General features: G+C 55.0%; 21 protein-coding genes and 1 tRNA gene. 13 read left to right on the top strand and 9 right to left on the bottom strand.

Going from position 1 to position 18,898, the window contains the following annotated elements; genetic code table 11:
• The 3 genes from ACRBB0_RS13555 (at position 1) to ACRBB0_RS13545 (ending at position 2,689) form a co-directional block, all read left to right on the top strand.
• On the top strand, positions 1-837 hold the full coding sequence (locus ACRBB0_RS13555) for an ABC transporter permease (RefSeq protein ID WP_431374973.1): 837 nt from the start codon (positions 1-3) through the stop codon (positions 835-837).
• Positions 837-1,496 carry an aspartate/glutamate racemase family protein gene (locus tag ACRBB0_RS13550; RefSeq protein ID WP_431374972.1) on the top strand — a complete coding sequence of 220 codons (660 nt, stop codon included), beginning with the start codon at positions 837-839 and terminating at the stop codon, positions 1,494-1,496. The genes ACRBB0_RS13555 and ACRBB0_RS13550 overlap by 1 nt, the downstream gene beginning before the upstream one ends.
• A 98-nt stretch (positions 1,497-1,594) precedes the next feature.
• Positions 1,595-2,689 carry an AbrB family transcriptional regulator gene (locus ACRBB0_RS13545; RefSeq protein ID WP_431374971.1) on the top strand — a complete coding sequence of 365 codons (1,095 nt, stop codon included), beginning with the start codon at positions 1,595-1,597 and terminating at the stop codon, positions 2,687-2,689.
• A 3-nt stretch (positions 2,690-2,692) separates the two neighbouring features.
• Here ACRBB0_RS13545 and ACRBB0_RS13540 read toward each other — a convergent pair whose 3' ends face one another.
• The 3 genes from ACRBB0_RS13540 to ACRBB0_RS13530 form a co-directional block, all read right to left on the bottom strand.
• Positions 2,693-4,525, bottom strand: a complete 1,833-nt coding sequence (locus tag ACRBB0_RS13540; protein WP_431374970.1) for an ABC-F family ATP-binding cassette domain-containing protein — start codon at positions 4,523-4,525, stop codon at positions 2,693-2,695.
• 98 nt (positions 4,526-4,623) lie between these two features.
• A complete protein-coding gene (locus ACRBB0_RS13535; protein ID WP_431374969.1) occupies positions 4,624-5,355 on the bottom strand; it encodes a GNAT family N-acetyltransferase in 732 nt (243 codons plus the stop codon).
• A 93-nt stretch (positions 5,356-5,448) separates the two neighbouring features.
• Positions 5,449-5,907: an outer membrane protein assembly factor BamE gene (locus tag ACRBB0_RS13530; protein WP_431374968.1), complete on the bottom strand. Its 459-nt coding sequence runs from the start codon at positions 5,905-5,907 to the stop codon at positions 5,449-5,451.
• 86 nt (positions 5,908-5,993) lie between these two features.
• Here ACRBB0_RS13530 and ACRBB0_RS13525 point away from each other — a divergent pair, with 86 nt between their 5' ends.
• The 10 genes from ACRBB0_RS13525 (at position 5,994) to ACRBB0_RS13480 (ending at position 13,179) form a co-directional block, all read left to right on the top strand.
• Entirely contained in the window at positions 5,994-6,560 is a 567-nt protein-coding gene (locus ACRBB0_RS13525; RefSeq protein WP_431374967.1) for a YceD family protein, read from the top strand.
• Between the two features lie 154 nt (positions 6,561-6,714).
• On the top strand, positions 6,715-6,921 hold the full coding sequence (gene rpmF / locus ACRBB0_RS13520; protein WP_097804076.1) for a 50S ribosomal protein L32: 207 nt from the start codon (positions 6,715-6,717) through the stop codon (positions 6,919-6,921).
• Between the two features lie 21 nt (positions 6,922-6,942).
• Positions 6,943-8,067, top strand: coding sequence for a phosphate acyltransferase PlsX (gene plsX, locus ACRBB0_RS13515; RefSeq protein ID WP_431374966.1), 1,125 nt, complete (start codon positions 6,943-6,945; stop codon positions 8,065-8,067).
• Complete coding sequence (locus tag ACRBB0_RS13510) at positions 8,064-9,035, top strand: beta-ketoacyl-ACP synthase III (protein ID WP_431374965.1); 972 nt, start codon at positions 8,064-8,066, stop codon at positions 9,033-9,035. Before plsX ends, ACRBB0_RS13510 begins: the two co-directional genes overlap by 4 nt.
• Positions 9,036-9,133: 98 nt before the next feature.
• The gene (ihfA, locus tag ACRBB0_RS13505; RefSeq protein WP_431374964.1) at positions 9,134-9,436 is read left to right on the top strand and encodes an integration host factor subunit alpha; all 303 of its coding nucleotides are present in this window, start codon (positions 9,134-9,136) and stop codon (positions 9,434-9,436) included.
• A gap of 10 nt (positions 9,437-9,446) precedes the next feature.
• Positions 9,447-10,607, top strand: a complete 1,161-nt coding sequence (locus ACRBB0_RS13500) for a MerR family transcriptional regulator (protein ID WP_431374963.1) — start codon at positions 9,447-9,449, stop codon at positions 10,605-10,607.
• Between the two features lie 75 nt (positions 10,608-10,682).
• Positions 10,683-10,759 (top strand) — tRNA-Pro (locus ACRBB0_RS13495).
• Between the two features lie 258 nt (positions 10,760-11,017).
• Positions 11,018-11,428 carry a response regulator gene (locus ACRBB0_RS13490; protein ID WP_431374962.1) on the top strand — a complete coding sequence of 137 codons (411 nt, stop codon included), beginning with the start codon at positions 11,018-11,020 and terminating at the stop codon, positions 11,426-11,428.
• A 216-nt stretch (positions 11,429-11,644) separates the two neighbouring features.
• Positions 11,645-12,016, top strand: a complete 372-nt coding sequence (locus ACRBB0_RS13485) for a hypothetical protein (protein ID WP_431374961.1) — start codon at positions 11,645-11,647, stop codon at positions 12,014-12,016.
• An 86-nt stretch (positions 12,017-12,102) separates the two neighbouring features.
• Positions 12,103-13,179 (top strand): 2'-deoxycytidine 5'-triphosphate deaminase, encoded by a 1,077-nt coding sequence (locus tag ACRBB0_RS13480; protein ID WP_431374960.1) that lies wholly within the window; start codon positions 12,103-12,105, stop codon positions 13,177-13,179.
• Positions 13,180-13,184: 5 nt separating this feature from the next.
• On the opposite strand, the gene ACRBB0_RS13475 is transcribed toward ACRBB0_RS13480, so the two are convergent.
• The 6 genes from ACRBB0_RS13475 to argS all read right to left on the bottom strand — a co-directional run bounded on the left by ACRBB0_RS13475 (position 13,185) and on the right by argS (position 18,898).
• A complete protein-coding gene (locus ACRBB0_RS13475; protein ID WP_431374959.1) occupies positions 13,185-13,472 on the bottom strand; it encodes a hypothetical protein in 288 nt (95 codons plus the stop codon).
• Between the two features lie 76 nt (positions 13,473-13,548).
• Positions 13,549-14,160, bottom strand: a complete 612-nt coding sequence (gene scpB / locus ACRBB0_RS13470) for an SMC-Scp complex subunit ScpB (RefSeq protein WP_431375283.1) — start codon at positions 14,158-14,160, stop codon at positions 13,549-13,551.
• A gap of 46 nt (positions 14,161-14,206) precedes the next feature.
• Positions 14,207-15,001, bottom strand: a complete 795-nt coding sequence (locus ACRBB0_RS13465) for a segregation and condensation protein A (RefSeq protein WP_431374958.1) — start codon at positions 14,999-15,001, stop codon at positions 14,207-14,209.
• A 21-nt stretch (positions 15,002-15,022) separates the two neighbouring features.
• Positions 15,023-16,015, bottom strand: coding sequence for a glycoside hydrolase family 3 N-terminal domain-containing protein (locus tag ACRBB0_RS13460; RefSeq protein WP_431374957.1), 993 nt, complete (start codon positions 16,013-16,015; stop codon positions 15,023-15,025).
• Positions 16,012-17,040, bottom strand: coding sequence for an SPOR domain-containing protein (locus ACRBB0_RS13455; RefSeq protein WP_431374956.1), 1,029 nt, complete (start codon positions 17,038-17,040; stop codon positions 16,012-16,014). The genes ACRBB0_RS13460 and ACRBB0_RS13455 overlap by 4 nt, the downstream gene beginning before the upstream one ends.
• Before the next feature lie 118 nt (positions 17,041-17,158).
• A complete protein-coding gene (argS, locus tag ACRBB0_RS13450) occupies positions 17,159-18,898 on the bottom strand; it encodes an arginine--tRNA ligase (RefSeq protein ID WP_431374955.1) in 1,740 nt (579 codons plus the stop codon).

Raw genomic sequence — 18,898 nt, 5'->3', positions numbered from 1 at the left:
TTGGAAAATCGGCCCAGATCCTTCTACCTTCTCGCGGCATTCTTTTGCGTCTTCTTGATGTTCTTGTACGGCCCCACACTCACCATCGGCATTTTGTCCTTCCAGGGCGAATCCGGCGGATTGACCTTTCCCATGCGCGGCGTGTCGCTGAATTGGTTCAGGGAACTCTTTGAACAACAGGCCGTTGGAGATATTTGGGGGTCTTTCCGTCGTTCTCTTGCTCTTGGGCTAATGGTGATGGTCACAACCGTGGTGGTTTCTGTCAGCGCCGGATTGGCGTTTCGCAAGAAATTCGCGGGATCTACCGTGTTGTTTTATCTGGCCATTACCTCACTGGTGATCCCCTCGATCTTGATCTCGCTGGGGGTTGGTCTGATCTTTAACCAATTGGGGTTCGATGTGCATTGGGCCACGTCTGGATATGGAAGCCAACTCACATGGACCTTGCCCTTTGGGTTGTTGATTATCTTCGCGGTCTTCAACCGGTTCGATAAATCTTACGAAGAAGCGGCCCGCGATCAGGGCGCAACGCCCTGGCAGATCATCCGCCATGTGATCCTTCCGATTATTGCGCCGTCCCTCATTGGGGTCGCCTTGTTTGGCTTCACACTGTCTTATGACGAATTCGCGCGGACACTGTTGACCGCTGGCAGCTACAACACGCTTCCGCTTGAGATTTTCGGCATGACCACCAATGTCACCACCCCTGTCATATATGCGCTGGGGACGCTGACCACTCTGTTTTCCTTGGCAATTATCGCCGTCTTTTTGGTGATCGTTTGGGTCCTGGGCAAACGCCGGACCCGCGCTGGCTCGGACGCCGGAAAGGCCGTCTGATGCACCTTGTTTATATCAATCCAAATGCGACGCAGGCCATGACTGACAGTGTTGTTGCCGTCGCCAAGACCGCCGTGCCTCAGGCCAAAATCACCGGATTGACCAACACCGATGGCCCGGCTGCCATCGAAGGACCAACCGACGGGGAGAAGGCTGTTCCCGGCGTATTAAACCTTGTCAACAAAGCCCAAACCATGGGCGCGGACATCATTGTTATCGCCTGTTTTGATGACACCGCCCTGCCCCAAGCACGCGCCATCGCAACCTGCCCGGTTCTGGGCATTGGCCAATCCGCCTTTACTGTAGCGTCGTTGATCGGCGGCCAGTTCGGCATTGTCACCTCGGTCGCCCAAGCCGTGCCGGTGATCAAGGCCAATCTTGTCGCGTCTGGCTTCAATGACACCTGCGCCTGTGTTCGGGCCAGCGGATTGGCCGTTTTGGACATCGAAGATGGGGGCGAAGACATGCTGGAACACCTGTCCGGTGCCATTCGCGACGCCAAACACGACACCAATTGTCGAACGATCATTCTAGGCTGCGCAGGCATGGCCATGCATCACCGCACGTTATCAACGAGAACTGACGTCGTCTTGGTGGATGGTGTCGCGGCATCGGCCCATCTCGCGGTTGCTGCGGCACGGGTCGCGACACAAGTTTAGCCGTCACAATCGGCATCCTCCACCAAGCGTAGTTGGATTGTTCTGTCAAAAACCGCCCTTGCGATTGCTCTTGATGATGGCTGGGCGTATGGCAAGCTATGGCTTTCTTTTCTGGTTTTTCGTCACGCTCAGCAGCGATAACGCTTGGTCTTTTGGGCCTTGGTTTCCTCGGTGGGCTGGTGGCATCTTTTCTATCATTGCCCATGCCTTGGATGATTGGTGCCTTGCTCAGCTCGGGGCTTATCGTCTTGGTCAAAATGCCGCCCGTTTTGACGGACTACGCCTTTCCAACACCTGTTCGAACTGTCTTTGTCGGGCTGATTGGGGTGATGGTTGGGACACAAGTCACCCCTGAGCTCATGTCTCTTGCATCTCAGTTGCCGCTGACGCTGGGCCTTCTTTTGGTCTACATCCTGTGCGCATTTGCGGTAAATATGGCAATTTTTCAATATCTTGGCAGATATGACCGGGCGACCGCGCTCTTTGCATCGGCTCCTGGTGGGCTCATTGAGAGCGTTTTGCTCGGCGAAGCGGCTGGCGCGAGAATCGAAATCTTGGTGGTTCAACAGTTCTTGCGGGTGATTGTCGTGATCATTTGGGTTCCGCTTGGATTATCCCTGTGGATGGGCCACCCGGTTGGCAGTGCAGCAGGTCAAAGCCTTGATCAAGCTGGACAACCCAACACCCTTGCCGACATCGTTGTGATCCTGACCATCGCCTTGGTTGGCATGTGGGGCGCAACCAAACTTCGCCTGCCCGCCGCTCCGTTGACCGGGCCATTGCTGATCACGGCGGCACTAAACCTCAGCGGTCTAACAAGCATTCATTTGCCGTTTTGGCTCGTGGCGGCTGCGCAAATGGTGATTGGTGTCAGCTTGGGATTGCGGTTCAAAGGAGTCGATCGTCACCTCTTGAAAAACGCCTTATGGCTGAGCCATGTGTCTGTCGCGACGATGCTTGCTTTGACCGTGTTGTTTGCAGCGTTGTTAAACACGCTGACCGGCATCGGGTTTATCCCGCTCTTTGTGAGCTATGCACCGGGCGGATTGGCAGAAATGGCCGTCATCGCGCTCAGCCTTGCCGCGAGCCCGGCTTTGGTCAGCCTGCATCACGTCGCCCGCATTATCATGACCATCATCACGATGCCGATCTTGGCACGGGTATTGGGCCTTTCAGACGGCAGCAAAACATAGGCGTTATCGCTCCTGTTCTGCCTTTTCCTCAAGCTCCATCCACTCTTCTTCCCCAGCCGCCAAGGCCGCTTGCCTTTCAACCAAGGCCTCGGTCGCTTTCTGGAACTTCACCGGCTCTTTGTGGAACAAATCTGGATCGGCCATAAACTCTTCGAGCTTGGCAATCTCAGCCGTCAGCCGGTCAATCTCCGCTGGCAGCGCCTCAAGACGATGCCGTTCGGTAAAAGACAGCCCCTGCGACTTGTTTGATTGCGAGGCTGGCTGGCTGCTTTCCTTTTTGGGTTTGGTTTTTTCGGCGGCTTTTTCAGGTGTTTTAAGATCACCCGCTCCGGCCTTTTGGGCCTGATAGTCGCTCCAGCCACCGGCATAAACCACAGCCTGACCGCGCCCTTCCATGGCGACTGTGGTCGTGGCGACCCGATCCAGAAAATCGCGATCGTGGCTGATCAACAAAACCGTCCCGTCGTAATCATCCAAAAGCTCTTGCAACAAATCCAGCGTCTCAACATCCAGATCATTTGTCGGTTCGTCGAGCACCAGAATGTTGGATTCGCGCGCCATAAGCTTGGCGAGCAACAACCGGGCTTTTTCACCACCCGACAGCGACCGAACCGGCGCGCGCACTTGGCGCTCGTCGAACAAGAAATCCTTGAGGTAGCCAACAACATGGCGCGGCTCGCCGCGTACCATAACCTGATCAGCCTTGCCCGACACGCCAATTTCTTTGTCCCCCGCCAGACTATCCCAGAGCGAAACATCGCCATCAAGCTGGGCGCGAGATTGATCAAAAATCGCCGGGATGAGATTTGTCCCAAGTTTAACGGTGCCCTCATCCGCAGCGATGTCGCCGGTCAGGATTTTGATCAAGGTGGTTTTGCCAACACCATTGGGGCCAACAAAGGCAATGCGATCCCCGCGTTGCACAGTGAGATCCAGTTTGCGCACGATCTCTTTTTCACCAAAGGAATGAGAAATACCTTTGGCATCAATGACCTTTTTGCCAGATTTCGGGCCCGCAGACAGCGCCATCGCCGCCTGCCCCTGCCGCCTGATCTGACTACTGCGTTCCTTGCGCAGATCACGCAACGCACGCACCCGGCCTTGGTTCCGGGTGCGGCGGGCGCTAATGCCCTCAACAGCCCAACGCGCTTCTGCCTTGATCTTGCGATCTAGCTTATGGCGCTGCATATCCTCGTCTTCCCAGGCTTTGTCACGCCAAGCTTCAAAATCGGCAAAGCCCTTTTCCTGACGGCGCACTTGGCCCCGGTCGATCCATAGCGTCGCACGTGTCAGTTCTTCTAAGAAACGTCTATCGTGGCTGATCAAAACAAAGGCGCGGCGGGTCGACTTCAATTCGTCTTCGAGCCATCCAATCGCTTCAATGTCCAAATGGTTTGTTGGCTCGTCCAGAAGCATCAAATCTGGTTCCTCAGCCATCAGGCGCGCCAAAGCCGCCCGACGACGCTCGCCCCCCGAAGCAACCTCAACCAAACGCGCGGGGTCAAATTTCAACCCTTCGCCGGCGCGTTCCACCTTGTACATCTCGGATGGGTCAAGGTTTGCAGCAGCGAAATCCCCCAGCGTGGTATATCCCGACAAGTCCGGGTCTTGCTCCATGTAACCCACCGAGGTGCCCATTGGCACAACCCGATCACCGCGATCCGCTTCAACGATGCCCGCCATTACCTTCAAAAGAGTGGATTTTCCTGAACCGTTCCGACCAACCAAAGCGACGCGATCGCCCGGTTGCACGTTTAAAGACAGGTCATCAAAAACCGGTTCCCCCCCAAAGGTCAGGGAAACAGCGGAGAGTTGGAGAAGTGGAGATACAGCCATGATCAGAGCGCTAGGCTGTGTCGGGCATAACGTCAAGACGCGGCACCCCAAATTCCATAACCGAATTTGCAATACCCATGCAGGGGTTTTGGTGGCGGCTATCCTGCAACGGCTCTCAAGAGCCTTTTTCGAGCCGGAGGGATTGCCGAAATTTCAACGCCGGTGAACACGTGCAGCGTATTCATTTGACCATCCACCACAGCGTGGTCGCTGACCCAACCGCCCATCATAAGATAGGTCCGTAGCAACGGTGGCATGCGAAGCATTGCCTTTTTGGCATCCGGTTTTCGCCGCAACTTGTCTGCAAACCGAAACACTTTGGGCGCTTTGATCTGCGGCAACCAGCGGCGCGGTGCCAAATGACGCTCGCTTAGCATCGCAAAAGCGTCGTAATATTCTTCGGCATCCGTCCCCGCAAAAGACGCGCACCCAAAGAGCAATTCAACCTTTTGTGCATCAACATAGGCGGTCATCGCCCCCCAAGCTACGCGCAGGATGTCCGGGTCGACCCAATCAGGATGACTGCAAAACCGCCCCATTTCGACCATGCGCCCAGCAAAACTTTGTAGCCCTGCCAGTTCGTAATACTGCGCTGAATAGCTGCGACCTATTTCACGACCATTGGGGAGCGGCAGAAACCGAAAACAACAGACCAAGTGACCTGTCTCGTGATCTTCAATCATGATGTGATCGCAAATCTCGTCGAATTGATCCGCGTCCACGCCACCGGGGCGCATAAAGGCCAGTCCGCGAAGCTGTTGCACACGCTCAATATCAGAGGCGCATGTCGCTTCACGCGCCACATATCGTCCCTTGGCCAGTTGGATCATGCGCTGCTACGCCTCATGTTTGACCCGTGTTAGGACGCTGAAATGACGATGTCATGACAACTCGAACAAGCGTCATGACTGTCTCTGGTCAGATCAGCCGCCGACCAACTGGTCGACGCTCAGCCCACCGATATTGCCAAATAGTTTGCGAATAAAGCCAATGTCACCGTCACCAGACACCGTAACCCGACGCGTGAGTGGCACAACCTTGCCGTCTTCCAACCCATAGGTGACCAAGTTCTCAACAATTCCGGCTTCATCAAAAGTGATGGCCAAAACCTGTCGGTCGATCACAGTCGGGCGTTTCCAAGCAAAATGGCGCACTTCCGATTCGATGTAGTAATAACCGCTGTCACGCAAAACGCCGGATGCAGCGGGCACGCCGATCACATCCTCTACAGAAGCCCGCGTATCCACCCCTGGAACGATTTGTTGCAAATCTTCCTCGGGAGGCACGTAGCCATGGGACCGATACTGCGATGTACAGGCCCCAAGTGCCAAAAGCACCAGCCCCGCAACCGCGAGTTTCGCTGTTCCTATAGTCCCCTGCATTGCGCCCCCTTGCTTTGGCCAGCTCCGCCTCCTATTCGACTTACATAAGGAATGCCCGTCATTCAAGCACAGGAAAACCCGACCAGATGCCGCCAAAGCACCCTACCGCCCCACAAATCCCCGTTTCTGAGCTTCGGCAAACCGGGGCGACACCGTTTTTGTTGGAGCCGAACGCCGAGTTTCGTAACGCTTTGGCCCAAGAGCTAAACGCCCAATCCTTGCGTAAAATCCGCTTTATTGGCGAAATCACCCCACAAGGCCGCAATGACTGGCGGCTCAAGGCAAAACTTGGGGCCACGGCCGTGCAGTCTTGTATTGTTACGCTTGAGCCGGTCACAACGCGCATCGACACCGATGTTACACGCAGTTTTGTTCCTGCTCACAAGTTGAAGTCCGCCGAAGAAGGCTCCGAAACCGAAATGTCAGAAGACGATGACATCGAAGAATTGGGAGACGAAATCGACCTTGAGGCGATTCTTGCCGAAGCCTTGTCACTGGCCCTTCCCAGCTATCCGCGCGTTGATGGCGCCGAGATCGAAACCGCGCAATTTTCCGCCGATGGGGTCACACCTATGAATGACGAAGACATGCGCCCATTTGCTGGACTGGCGGCGTTGCGCAATAAAATGCAGAAAGATGACGGAGAAAGCTGAGAATCATCTTGCTCTTTCGGGCGTACTGCGTATTTTCGCGCCTTCATGAGAACACTACGCTTGTGTCCGCCCTACGCTTGGCGTTAAGAGGCCGGAGACATCGGATAACACTGGGCAGGCCGCAGCCTCCCTCATACGTAAAGAAGGTTGAGACATGGCTGTCCAGCAGAACAAAGTATCCAAATCGCGTCGCAACAACCGCCGTGCGCATGATGCGCTGGTTGCTGCAAACCCCAATGAATGTGACAACTGTGGTGAGCTGAAACGCCCACACCACGTTTGCCCGTCTTGCGGTCATTACGCAGAACGCGAAGTCATTGCTCAGGCTGACGAAGTCGAGCTGGACGAAGACGCAGCATAATAATCTGTCAGGCCGGCCTGTATGACCTCTTTGAAGGATCATAGTGAAACGCAAAGCGGGGCTGGCTCTGACCGGATCGTGATTTCTGTTGACGCCATGGGCGGTGACAGAGGACCGGCGGCTGTTGTCGCCGGTATTGCGCGTTCTGCACAAAAAAATCCGACTTTGGACTTTATCCTACATGGTCCAGAGCCGGAGCTTAAAAAGCTTGTCCAAAAGCGCCGCGCGCTTGATGGACGCTGTGAGATTCGAAGCGCCCAAGGCGTTGTCAGCATGGAAGACAAACCCAGCCAGGTCATGAGAAATGGCAAGGGCACCTCCATGTGGTCGGCTCTGGAATCAGTTAAAAACAAAGAAGCCACTGTCGCAGTCAGCTGCGGAAACACAGGGGCTTTGATGGCGCTGTCGATGATCCGCCTACGCAAACTGCCGGGGGTGAATCGCCCGGCCATTGCCATCCTATGGCCCTCTCGTAACCCTCAGGGGTTCAACGTGATGCTAGATGTCGGGGCAGATATTCGCGCGGATGCCAAAGATCTTTTGCAATACGCTTTGATGGGCACCTCTTATGCGCGCAACGGGCTTGACCTCAAACGCCCACGGGTTGGGCTTTTGAATGTCGGGACCGAGCAAAACAAAGGGTTTCCCGAACTCAAAGAGGCATATGACCTGATCGAGGCCAATGCAGAACGTGCCGAATTTGAGTTCGTTGGCTATGTTGAAGGTGGAGATATCCCTGGCAAACGCTGTGACGTGATCGTCACCGATGGCTTTACCGGCAATATCGCGCTGAAAACCGGTGAAGGCACGGCCAAGCTTATCGGCGACCACCTCAAAGGGGCCTTTACCTATTCAATGTTGGCACGTCTCGCCGGATTGATGGCCATGTCCCCGCTCAAACGGTTTCAAAAGAAGGTCGACCCGCGTCGCGTCAATGGCGGCGTATTCCTTGGCCTTAACGGCACGGTTGTAAAGTCACACGGTTCTGCAGATGAAACGGGTGTTTCTGCTGCCGTGAAGTTGGCTTATGAGCTTGCCAATGCCGGTTTTGCAGATCGTCTGGCCGCACGGGTTGCGTCTGCCACTGAGCTGGCCCTAAATGACGCGGCGGAAAACCGCGAGACACAGGACAAGAGTAAGACATGACAATTCGCGCCACCGTGATCGGGGTTGGGCACTATTTGCCAGACCGCATTGTAGAAAATGCGGAATTTGAGAAAACCTTGGACACGTCGGACGAATGGATCAAATCCCGCTCTGGAATTGAACGCCGTCATTTTGCCGCGGAAGGCCAAACCACCTCTGACCTTGCGACACGCGCGGCAACTGCCGCTTTGGCAGATGCTGGGCTAACGGCTGATGACGTGGATGCCATTGTATTGGCGACGTCAACCGCCGACCTCACCTTCCCCTCTGCTGCGACCATGGTTCAGGCCGCGCTTGGTATGACCAAGGGGTTTGCGTTTGACGTGCAAGCCGTTTGCGCCGGGTTCGTTTATGCTTTGGCCAATGCCAACGCTTTGATCGTATCAGGTCAGGCAAACCGGGTGCTGGTTATTGGGGCCGAGACGTTTTCACGTCTGATGGACTGGACAGACCGTGGCACCTGCGTGTTGTTTGGCGATGGCGCTGGTGCTTTGCTTCTGGAAGCCCAAGACGCGACCGGCACCAAAGAAGATCGCGGGATTCTGGCAACGGATCTAAATTCGGACGGTCGCCACAAAGACATTCTATATGTTGATGGCGGCGTCAGCACCCACAGCACCGGCCATTTGCGTATGCAAGGCAAGGAAGTCTTCCGTCATGCGGTGGAAAAACTTGCGTCGACCGCCAATACAGCCATGGGCAAAATCGGCATGACCGCCGACGAAATCGACTGGATCGTCCCCCATCAGGCTAATATCCGTATCATCAACGGCACCGCCAAAAAGCTGGGGCTTGGTCACGACAAAGTCGTTGTGACTGTCCAAGATCATGGCAACACCTCTGCGGCATCGATTCCCCTAGCACTGTCGGTGGGCAAAGAACGTGGCCAAATCAAGCAAGGTGACATGATCGTTACTGAGGCAATCGGCGGCGGATTGGCCTGGGGAGCCGTCGTTTTGCGCTGGTAACGCCTTACTTCTTTGATAAAGCGTCACTTTCAACCTATTGATATTGACTTGGCTTTTGTGCCTCGCCTAATCTCCTGTGAAAACCGGGAGGGATGAACATGGGTGAAAAGACCCTGACACGTATGGATCTCAGCGAAGCTGTCTTTCGCGAAGTGGGACTGTCACGCAACGAGAGCTCAGATTTGGTAGAAGCTGTGCTTTTGCATATGTCGGATTCATTGGTTGAAGGCGAGCAAGTCAAAATCTCGTCCTTTGGTACGTTTTCAGTACGCGACAAGGCGGCCCGCGTTGGCCGCAATCCAAAAACAGGCGAAGAAGTCCCAATTCAACCGCGCCGCGTGTTGACCTTCCGCCCATCGCACCTGATGAAAGACCGCGTGGCAGCTGGTAACAAGAACTGAGGCCTGACTTATGGCGAAGTCCCGAGATGCGTTTCGCACCATTTCCGAAGTTGCGGAGTGGTTGGAAACGCCGGCGCATGTATTGCGTTTTTGGGAAAGTAAATTCACCCAGATCAAGCCCGTAAAACGGGCTGGCGGGCGACGGTATTACCGACCGGCCGACATGGAATTGCTGGGTGGAATCAAACGGTTGCTGCACGAAGATGGGATGACCATCAAGGGCGTGCAAAAGGTGCTGCGCGAACAAGGTGTTCGCCATGTGTCGTCTTTGAACACGATCCAAGTCGACGACGACGGGACATCGGCGTCAGGCGAAGTGATCGAAGACGCACCGTTTGTCGAAGTTGACGTTCCAGACTCCGTCGTCGCCTTTCCCGGCACGGAAAAGGCTGAACCAGAGCGTACTGCCGATATGTTTGCGGAGCAGGGACAGGAGCTTTCAGACGCTGCTGAACCTGACCTTGAACCTCCTGCTATCCTTGAGGATGAAACTGACGTTCCGGCAGAGGACGACGAGAATTTGGACGCAGCCCTGGAGGCTGACGGAGTTTCGGAACTCAGGACGTCCGAACCAGACGATCAAGAGGCCGAGCCTGAAGAGACAGGCGAGCCTGCTGCCGATGCCCTTGAAGAACCTGCCGATTCTAATGTCGTAGAAGAGAACGATTCGGATCCGGCAGAGGAAACTTCTCCTGAAATCACAACAGACCAAGCGCCGGACGTTAAAGAACCCGAGTTTGAGGAACACGACGCCGAAGAGGACGATCAATCTGCTGTTTCAGAACCAGCAAATCTTGCCCAAGACACTGAAGCGCAAGAGCCCGATGTCAGTGACGAATCTGAATCATATGAACCGATTGAAGACATCGAAGCCCCAGAGGCCGATATGTCGCCATCTGAGACCGTTGAAGTCGCGCCCGAGCTGGACGAGCACGCTGCCGATGGGGTTGAGGAAAGCCCGACAGATGAAATTGCGATCGACGATGTGCCTCTCGTGGAAGAAGATGACTCGCAAGTGGCGGACCATCTGATTGTTGAACAGCCGCTGGCACGCCCTGCCCTACTCAGTATTTTGGCACGCATCGAAACCATCCCGGCTGATCACACAACAGCGCTTCGTGCCCACTGTGATGACTTGCGTGCCATTCAACAAAAACGCGCCCAAGAGTAACTTGGTCGGAAAATGGATTTTTCTCACGCAGGGGGTTGCCCCTGCTATGAAATCCATTATGAAACTCCGACACGTCGGGCTATGGCGCAGTCTGGTAGCGCGTCCGTCTGGGGGACGGAAGGTCGCAGGTTCGAGTCCTGCTAGCCCGACCATTGAAACGCATAAAGCGTTTCACTTCACTACTATTTCCGCCACCCAGGCGAGGACGAACTTGCAATTCATTGTCCTCTAGCCTGTTGTCTCAAAACCGTTCCTGTTTGGACTGAATCTTTGAGCTGAGCAAAAAAAACGCCTCAACTTTGAATGGTTGTGCATCCCAAACTTGATTGAATGGTAAAACCCTGTATCGTCGGTAATTAAAGCGATGGAATTGAAAGCAAAAGGCGGCAGTTAAATTGCCGATGCACTATATGGGCCATCTCTATATTGCCGATGATAATGAAGAGTTTGCGGACTATCTTGCGACAGTCGCAATTCGAGAAGGTTGGACTGTTACAATTTGCAGTAACGGTGTGAAACTGCTGGAAAAGTTGAGATCTGACGACGGCGCGGCTTTTGCGCTCGTTGATATCAATATGCCGGAAATGAACGGCATCGAAGTGATTGATGATATCGTTGATATCAATCGCCCCTTGCGAATTAGGTTTATCACAGGCGGTAGCGACGTCACCTTGTTGGCGGCAAAAATGATTGCCTCGGCCAGAAGTCTTTCGGTCGGACGCAGTATTTTCAAGCCTGTCACCCTGGACGCGTTCAGAAAGCTCCTTGCTGAAGAGGAACAAGAGCTCGCCTCTTTGCGCAGTCGTACGCAGACATCTTGACACAGGCCTGTAAACCGTTTCGTTAACCATTTGCGCTGTTTGGAAACAGTGTGTTAGCTGGCTAATTCTTGACGTTAACCACCCATTTTCTATGATTTGCCACAAGGGTGGCTCAGAATATCTGAGCTTTGGGGCTATCAATGCTGTTTTCGCAGTTCCACAGGGGGAGTCCCTGTATGAATGGCCCGTTCTTAACCGACGAAGTGCGAGGCTAGTATGACATCCGAGTTCCAATCAGTCACTCAGTTTAACTCCGGCGTGCCTGACTCGCCCAGCTATCAAGATTTGACAGCGCAATACGACCGTTTGCTGCAAAGTCCCGGAGGGGGGACGTACGATTTCACCTTGCAGGCCCCGAAACTGGCTCGGGTCTTGGTTAACGGCACCCTTCTGTTGGACAATGAGGCATCCAGGGACAACGGACAGATGACCAAACAGGTTGATCTGGCCCCCGGCAATCATCACATCCAGCTCCGCTATCATGACAAAGAAGGCGAGGCGACATTGCGCTTTTGCATCGGCGATGCGATGGCCAAAACCAATCTGTTGGAAATAACCCAGTTGGGAAACAAGGCCACGATCAGCTGAGACAGTCGAGGCAACTGCGCTGATCTGGCCTGTTCCTTTTATGCCTTGCTTGCTATTCATGTCGGCAAGTCAAAGGGAGGCGTTTTATGACCGGTGTTCTGGCCAGCCAGCAAATTGAAACTCTGATTGAGAACGGGGCCTTGGCCGCCGAAAAACCCTTTGTCGATGGTCAGGTACAACCGGCAAGCCTTGACCTGCGATTGGGGCATGTTGCTTTCCGTGTCCGTGCGTCTTTTCTGACCGGCGCAGGTCAGAGCGTCACAGATCGCCTTGCCGAGTTCGAGATGCACAGGATCGACCTGTCCGAGGGAGCTGTGCTCGAGAAGGGCTGTGTCTATGTTGTGCCTCTGATGGAAAGGTTGGCGCTTGAAGGCGATATCCAGGCGATTGCAAACGCCAAAAGTTCCACAGGCCGTCTCGACCTTTTGACGCGGGTCATTACCGACGGTGGTGTCGAATTTGATCGTATTCCAGCTGGGTACACTGGCCCTCTTTATGCTGAGATTTGCCCAAGATCTTTCTCCGTACTGGTTCGGCCCGGCATGCGACTCAACCAGATCCGCTTTCGCCAAGGACAATCCGTTTTAACCGATCAGGAAATTCGCGACCTGCACACCTCTGATGTTTTGGTGGCGGGCGGACCGGCAGTCATCAGTGAGGGACTCGGTTTTTCGGTTGATCTGAAACCCGGCGAAGGCAATCTGGTGGGCTATCGTGCCAAGCCGCATACAGGTGTGATTGATCTCGATCGCATCGGGCAATATGATCCGGCGGATTTTTGGGATGACCTGCGTACAGATAGCCGCCAATTGGTTTTGGATCCCGGCGCGTTCTATATCCTAGTTAGCCGTGAAGCGGTTCATATTCCCCCCAAATACGCAGCTGAAATGGCCCCCTACTTGGCGATGGTCGGCGAATTCCGTGTCCATTATGCAGGCTTTTTTGATCCCGGTTTCGGTCATGCCGCCGCCGGAGGAACAGGGGCCCGCGGTGTGCTTGAAGTGCGCTGCCATGAAGCGCCGTTTGTGCTCGAACATGGACAGACTGTCGGGCGATTGGTGTATGAGCGTATGTCCCAAGTGCCCCAGACCCTTTATGGGGCTGGTATTGCTTCGAATTATCAAGGGCAAGGCTTGAAACTCTCCAAGCATTTCAAAGCCTAAGACACTTAGATTTCTGTTTGATCCTGCCCTTTTCGGGCGCGTCTTTCGCGGCGCTTTTCCCGGATCGCGCGCCTTTCTCGCCGCGCTTTTCGCACCTCTTCGCGGCTTGGCCCCTCTTGAACAACAGGTTCCGAAGGCTCGTCTGCCAAAGACATTCTCTCGTTGTCACGCTTCGTTTGAGCGGGCGCTTGTGTCAGCTTTGCTGCATGTTTGAAGCTGGCATCAACGCCCGTCTTCACTGCTTTACGTAAAAACATGCGGGTGACCATAGTCACAATTTGGTTGGCATTCATGCTCGGATACCCTCCACTCTTTTGCCCTTAATACCATATCTATCAGATATTTATAGGGGCCGATCTTCCGGCGAAGTCAGTCTTCAAACAATTCACTTTGGCCTTCGTCGGTTTCTTCTTCCGCATCCCGATCGCCGTCCCCCATCTGCGGCATGCCCGCCGCCAAGGGGCGACTTTCAAGCAAACCTGCCGCGCGCAACTCGGCCAGCCCAGGCAAATCCCGAGCGCTCTCAAGACCGAAATGATCCAAAAACTCCTGCGTGACGACAAAGGTCACCGGGCGGCCTGGCGTCATCCTACGGCGGCCAAACCTGATCCACTCCATCTCGAGCAGTTGATCAATCGTGCCTCGCGACACCCCAACACCGCGGATTTCTTCGATCTCGGCGCGGGTAACCGGTTGATGGTACGAAATAATCGCCAAGGTTTCGATCGCAGCCCGACTTAGCTTGCGGGTTTCGACAGTTTCACGTTGCATGAGAAAACCAAGGTCGGGCGCGGTGCGAATGGCCCAAGCATCCCCAACCTTGACGACGTGAATACCCCTCCCCTCATAGCGCTTGCGCAAATAAACCAATGCCTCCGCAGCATCACAGCCATGCGGCATCCGATCCTCAAGCTCCTTGACGGTCACCGGATCTGCACTGGCGAATAAAATCGCTTCAACCATACGTTCCTGTTCGCCCATCGGTGGGGCATCAAACAGGCTATCGTTTGGGGTCACTTCGGGGGCCTCACTCACGCGGAATCTCCCTTCGGCGCAATTGAATTGGCGCAAAGTTTTCTGATTGCTGGATTTCGGCTTTGCCTTCTTTTACCAACTCCAAAGAAGCCGCAAAAGTAGCCGCCGTTGCCGAGCGCCACTTGACCGGGTCATCATCCCAACCTTCTGGAAGGTAAGACAAAATATCGGTCCATTGCCCCGAGAACCCAATCATTCCGCGCATCCGGTCCAGCGCCATTTCCATGGTAAACACCTTGTCTCGGTCCATGACAAACGGGCGAAATTCATCTTTGGTTCGTATACGGGCATAGCCCTGCATCAGATCAATCAACGTAGCGGTATATTTGACCCGACGCACTCGTTCGAGATGCTCAGGCACGCCACGCACAAAGAAATCCCTGCCCTTTTGGTCACGCGCCATAAGCTGCGCCGCACAATCACGCATTGCCTGCAAACGCTCCAATTGAAACGCCAGATGCGCGGCCAAATCCTCGCCGGAGGGGCCTTCTTCGGTCGGGTCAGGCGGCAAGAGCAATCGGGATTTCAAAAACGCCAACCACGCCGCCATCACCAGATAATCAGCAGCCAGTTCCAACCGCAGTGCCTTGGCCTTTTCGACAAAGCCCAAATATTGACGCGACAAATCAAGGATCGAGATTTTGCGCAGATCAACCTTTTGGGTCCGCGCCATAGACAGCAACATGTCCAGCGGGCCTTCAAACCCTTCCACGTCAACGACCAACGCCTCGGCTGCAAGGCGTTCGTTGACGTTAAGGGCAAGTTCCGGGCTGTCTGTGTCTGTCATGTCCGTTTCAGCAAAGCACTCTTATGGTATAAGCGCCTCAAACTCTGCGTGAAGGGCCTTAATGTCAACATCAAGCGGCACCTGACGTGCTGTCAGAGCCTGATCAGCACGGGTTTGCGCCTGAGGTGTCATCGCGCCGACTTTTTCCATGATGGCTTGCATTTCAGCCAGTTTGCCGTTGCAATGCAAAACCGCATCACAGCCAGCCGCAATCGACGCAGAGCTTCGGTCTTCGATGCTCCCGGAGAGGGCTTCCATGGAAATGTCGTCGGTCATCAGGAAGCCTTCAAAACCCAAATCCGTCCGGATAACGTCGATCATTTTTGACGATGTGGTCGCCGGTTGCGGGTCGATTTTCTCAAAGACCAAATGCGCCGTCATGCCTAGCGGCAAATCGGAAAACGGTTTGAACGCGGCAAAGTCAACGGCGTCCAAGGCACCGCGATCCGCTGCAATTCGTGGCAAATCGAGATGGCTATCAAGCTGTGCTAACCCATGTCCGGGCAGATGTTTCATCACCGGCAAAACACCAGCATCCAAGTGCCCCTGTGCAACCGCTTGACCGATTTTGGTTACAGTTTGCAGATCCGAGCCATAGCATCGGTTGCGTAGGAATTTATGCGTATTTGGGCGGGCAACATCCAGCATCGGTGCGCAATTGCCGTCGATCCCAAAACTGCGCAGTTCATGCCCAATGATGTGATACCGAAGCCTCATGGCCTCCGGGGCGCGATCGCCAAACCGGATAACATCGTCCAGAGGCGGCAACCATTCGCTGGCCAAAGGCGCGCGCAGACGCTGAACCCGCCCGCCCTCCTGGTCGATAAACACCGGTACATTCCAGCCAACGCAATCGCGCAACTCACCGGTAAGAGACCGGATTTGATCGGCGTTGTCCACGTTACGGGCAAAGAGGATGAAACCAAAAGGAGACGCATCTGCGAAGAACCGCTTTTCGTCAGCCGTCAGACGGAGCCCTTCACAGCCAAAAATAGCCGCGCCGAAGCGGCTCATTTTGTCATGACCGGGATACAATCGACGTTTTGCGCCATGAAGGCCGCGCAGAAGCGACGTGAATCAGACAGGTCCGCAAAGCCGTGGACGCGCAGGCGATAGAATTCACGGCCACCGCGTTTGGCCTTTTCAATGACCCGGTCCTTACCGGCCAGATAGTCGCCAAAACGACTGTCCAAACGGCCCCATTCTTTGCGGGCCCCTTCTGGTGAATTGAAAATACCGACTTGAACAAGCCGGGTACCAGCAGGCAAAGAGGCCGCTGCCAGTTCTCGCGTTGCTCCGCTATTGGCTGCTGCTGCGGCGGGCGCGGACACAGGGGCCAATGCGACGCCACCAAGAGCCGCCGTTTTCAAACCTGCCGGACGCAGGCGCGGGCGCAAAGACCGCGCCAAGCCAGGTGGAAGGTCTCTTTTGACCGCAGCCGCCAGTTCTTGTTCAATCGTTGAGCTTGCCGGTTGCTTGGCAACTGTGGCCACGACGGGGGCGGTTTCACCCGGTGCCAGATTGCTCAATGGGGCAACATCTGCAGCCAACTGATTGGCCAGAGCTTGGATCGGGTCGAGCTCGGCGGCGGGTTGGGTCAATGCCGGGGCCGGTTCGATTTCCATAACCTCAGCTTCGCGGGCTAAGGACGCTGCCATCGGCATCGGAGCTGGGTCAGGCTGTGCCGCCAAAGCCCCGGCGGCAACATCTTCTGAGGCAAGCCCGGCGGGAACCGGTGCCAAAACCAAACGGTCGGCGGGCCCCTCGGCCGCGCCCTGCCCCGCAACATTGTTGACAGCAAGGCCTTGGTGATCGGCCAGAGTTCCGCCTGGATCTTCGGGCGCGACACGCATCGGGCCTGCCATGGCCTGAACAATTGGAACGCCGCTGACATCGCGCGCCATCACGCGATAACCCCAAACGCCGACGCCAACAATGAGCGCAAGCGAAGCCGCCGCGCCGAGCCAATTGGCAATGTTTGCTACTTTGCCAGAAGCAGGTGCCGCGTAACCAGCCCCATCATAGGTGTAATCCGCCATCTATGCCTCGTGTTCCCCAAGGCGATACGTGCCGCCCCGGTGGTCTGCTGTCATTTTGATTTGCGCCCCCGAAATTAGACGGGATTGCGCGGCCTGTGTCGTCCGGCGGATGCGTCTTTTAGCGCATTTCTGTCGCTGGAGTTACGCCCAAGATACCAAGACCGGCGGAAATAACAACTGCAACGGAGCGCGCCAGCGCAATTTTGGTCAGTGTGACATTGGCGTCATCTTGTAAAAAACGCAGTTCGCTTTCTTTGTTGCCCCGGTTGTAATGCCCGTGCAGATCCGACGCCAGCTCCTGAAGATAGGTCGCAATACGATGCGGCTCATGCGCCCGAGCCGCAATTTCAACCTGACGTGGCCAATCGGCCAGTTTGGCGATCAAGGCAATTTCAGCCGGGTGAAGGTTGCTCATATCGGCCTTGGCCAGAGTCTCATCATCGGTGGCCACACCCTGCTCAGCAGCATTGCGCAACACAGAACAAATCCGCGAATGCGCGTATTGCACGTAAAACACCGGATTGTCCGAGCTTTGCTCAACCACCTTGTCAAAATCAAAATCCAACGCAGCATCGGATTTGCGGGTCAGCATATGGAATCTGGCCACATCGGCCCCCACCATATCGACAAGATCACGCAGGGTGATAAAGGTCCCTGCCCGTTTCGACATTTTGAACGGTTCACCATTTTTGAACAACTTCACCAATTGGATCAGCTTGATATCCAATGGCACATTACCGCCCGAAAGCGCCGCAACGGCGGCCTTCATCCGTTTGACATATCCGCCATGATCCGCGCCAAAGATGTCAATCAACAGATCAAAACCGCGTTCTACTTTGTCATAATGATAGGCAATGTCAGGGGCAAAATAGGTCCAGCCACCGTCAGATTTCTGGATAGGCCGATCAACATCGTCCCCATGTTCGGTGGACTTGAACAGTGTCTGCTCGCGCGGTTCCCAGTCTTCGGGTTTTTTGCCTTTTGGAGGCTCAAGAACACCGCGATAAATCAGGTCTTTGTCGCGCAGGCTATCAATGGCTGCTTCGATTTTTCCTGAGCCATAGAGGGATTTCTCAGAGAAGAAGTGATCCATCTCGACACCCAGCGCCTTAAGATCGGCGCGGATCAAATCCATCATCGCATCCGTGGCATAAACCCGAACATCCGCCAGCCAGACATCTTCTGGCTGGTTCAAATAGGCGTCACCCACTTTTTCCTTGAGCGCTTCACCAACCGGTACAAGATAGTCACCAGGATAGGTTCCATCAACAAATTCAACGGATTGCCCATGTGCTTCGAGGTAGCGCAAATAGACAGAGCGCGCCAAGACATCCACCTGAGCGCCCCCATCATTGATGTAATATTCGCGTGTCACGTCGAAGCCTGCGAAATCAAGCAATGACGCCATCGCATCGCCGACAATCGCCCCCCGTGCATGGCCAACATGCATCGGGCCCGTCGGGTTGGCGCTGACATATTCGACATTGACCTTTTTACCCGCCCCCATCGTTGAGCGGCCAAAATCGGGTCCGGCATCCAAAACAGCCTTGGGAATTCCTTGCCAGATGTCCGAAGACAAGCGCAGGTTCAAGAACCCCGGCCCGGCAACATCGGCACTGGCGATCCGATCATCTTCGGCCAGTTTGGCCGCAAGAGCTTCGGCAATGTCTCGTGGTTTTTGCTTGGCCGGTTTGGCCAAGACCATCGCGGCATTGGTGGCCATATCACCATGGGCAGGATCACGCGGCGGCTCAACCGTGACCGGGGCAAGGTTGAGCTCAGCTGGCAGGGCACCACTGGCCTGCATCGCGTTGATCGAAGCGAGCACCAGCTCGCGGATATCTGTAAAGAGGTTCAT

The sequence above is a fragment of the Pelagimonas sp. genome (genome assembly GCF_050633425.1).
Classification (GTDB): Bacteria; Pseudomonadota; Alphaproteobacteria; order Rhodobacterales; family Rhodobacteraceae; genus Pelagimonas.
The sequence above is the reverse complement of the archived record's forward strand: the minus strand, read 5'-3'. Positions and strand labels throughout refer to the sequence as shown.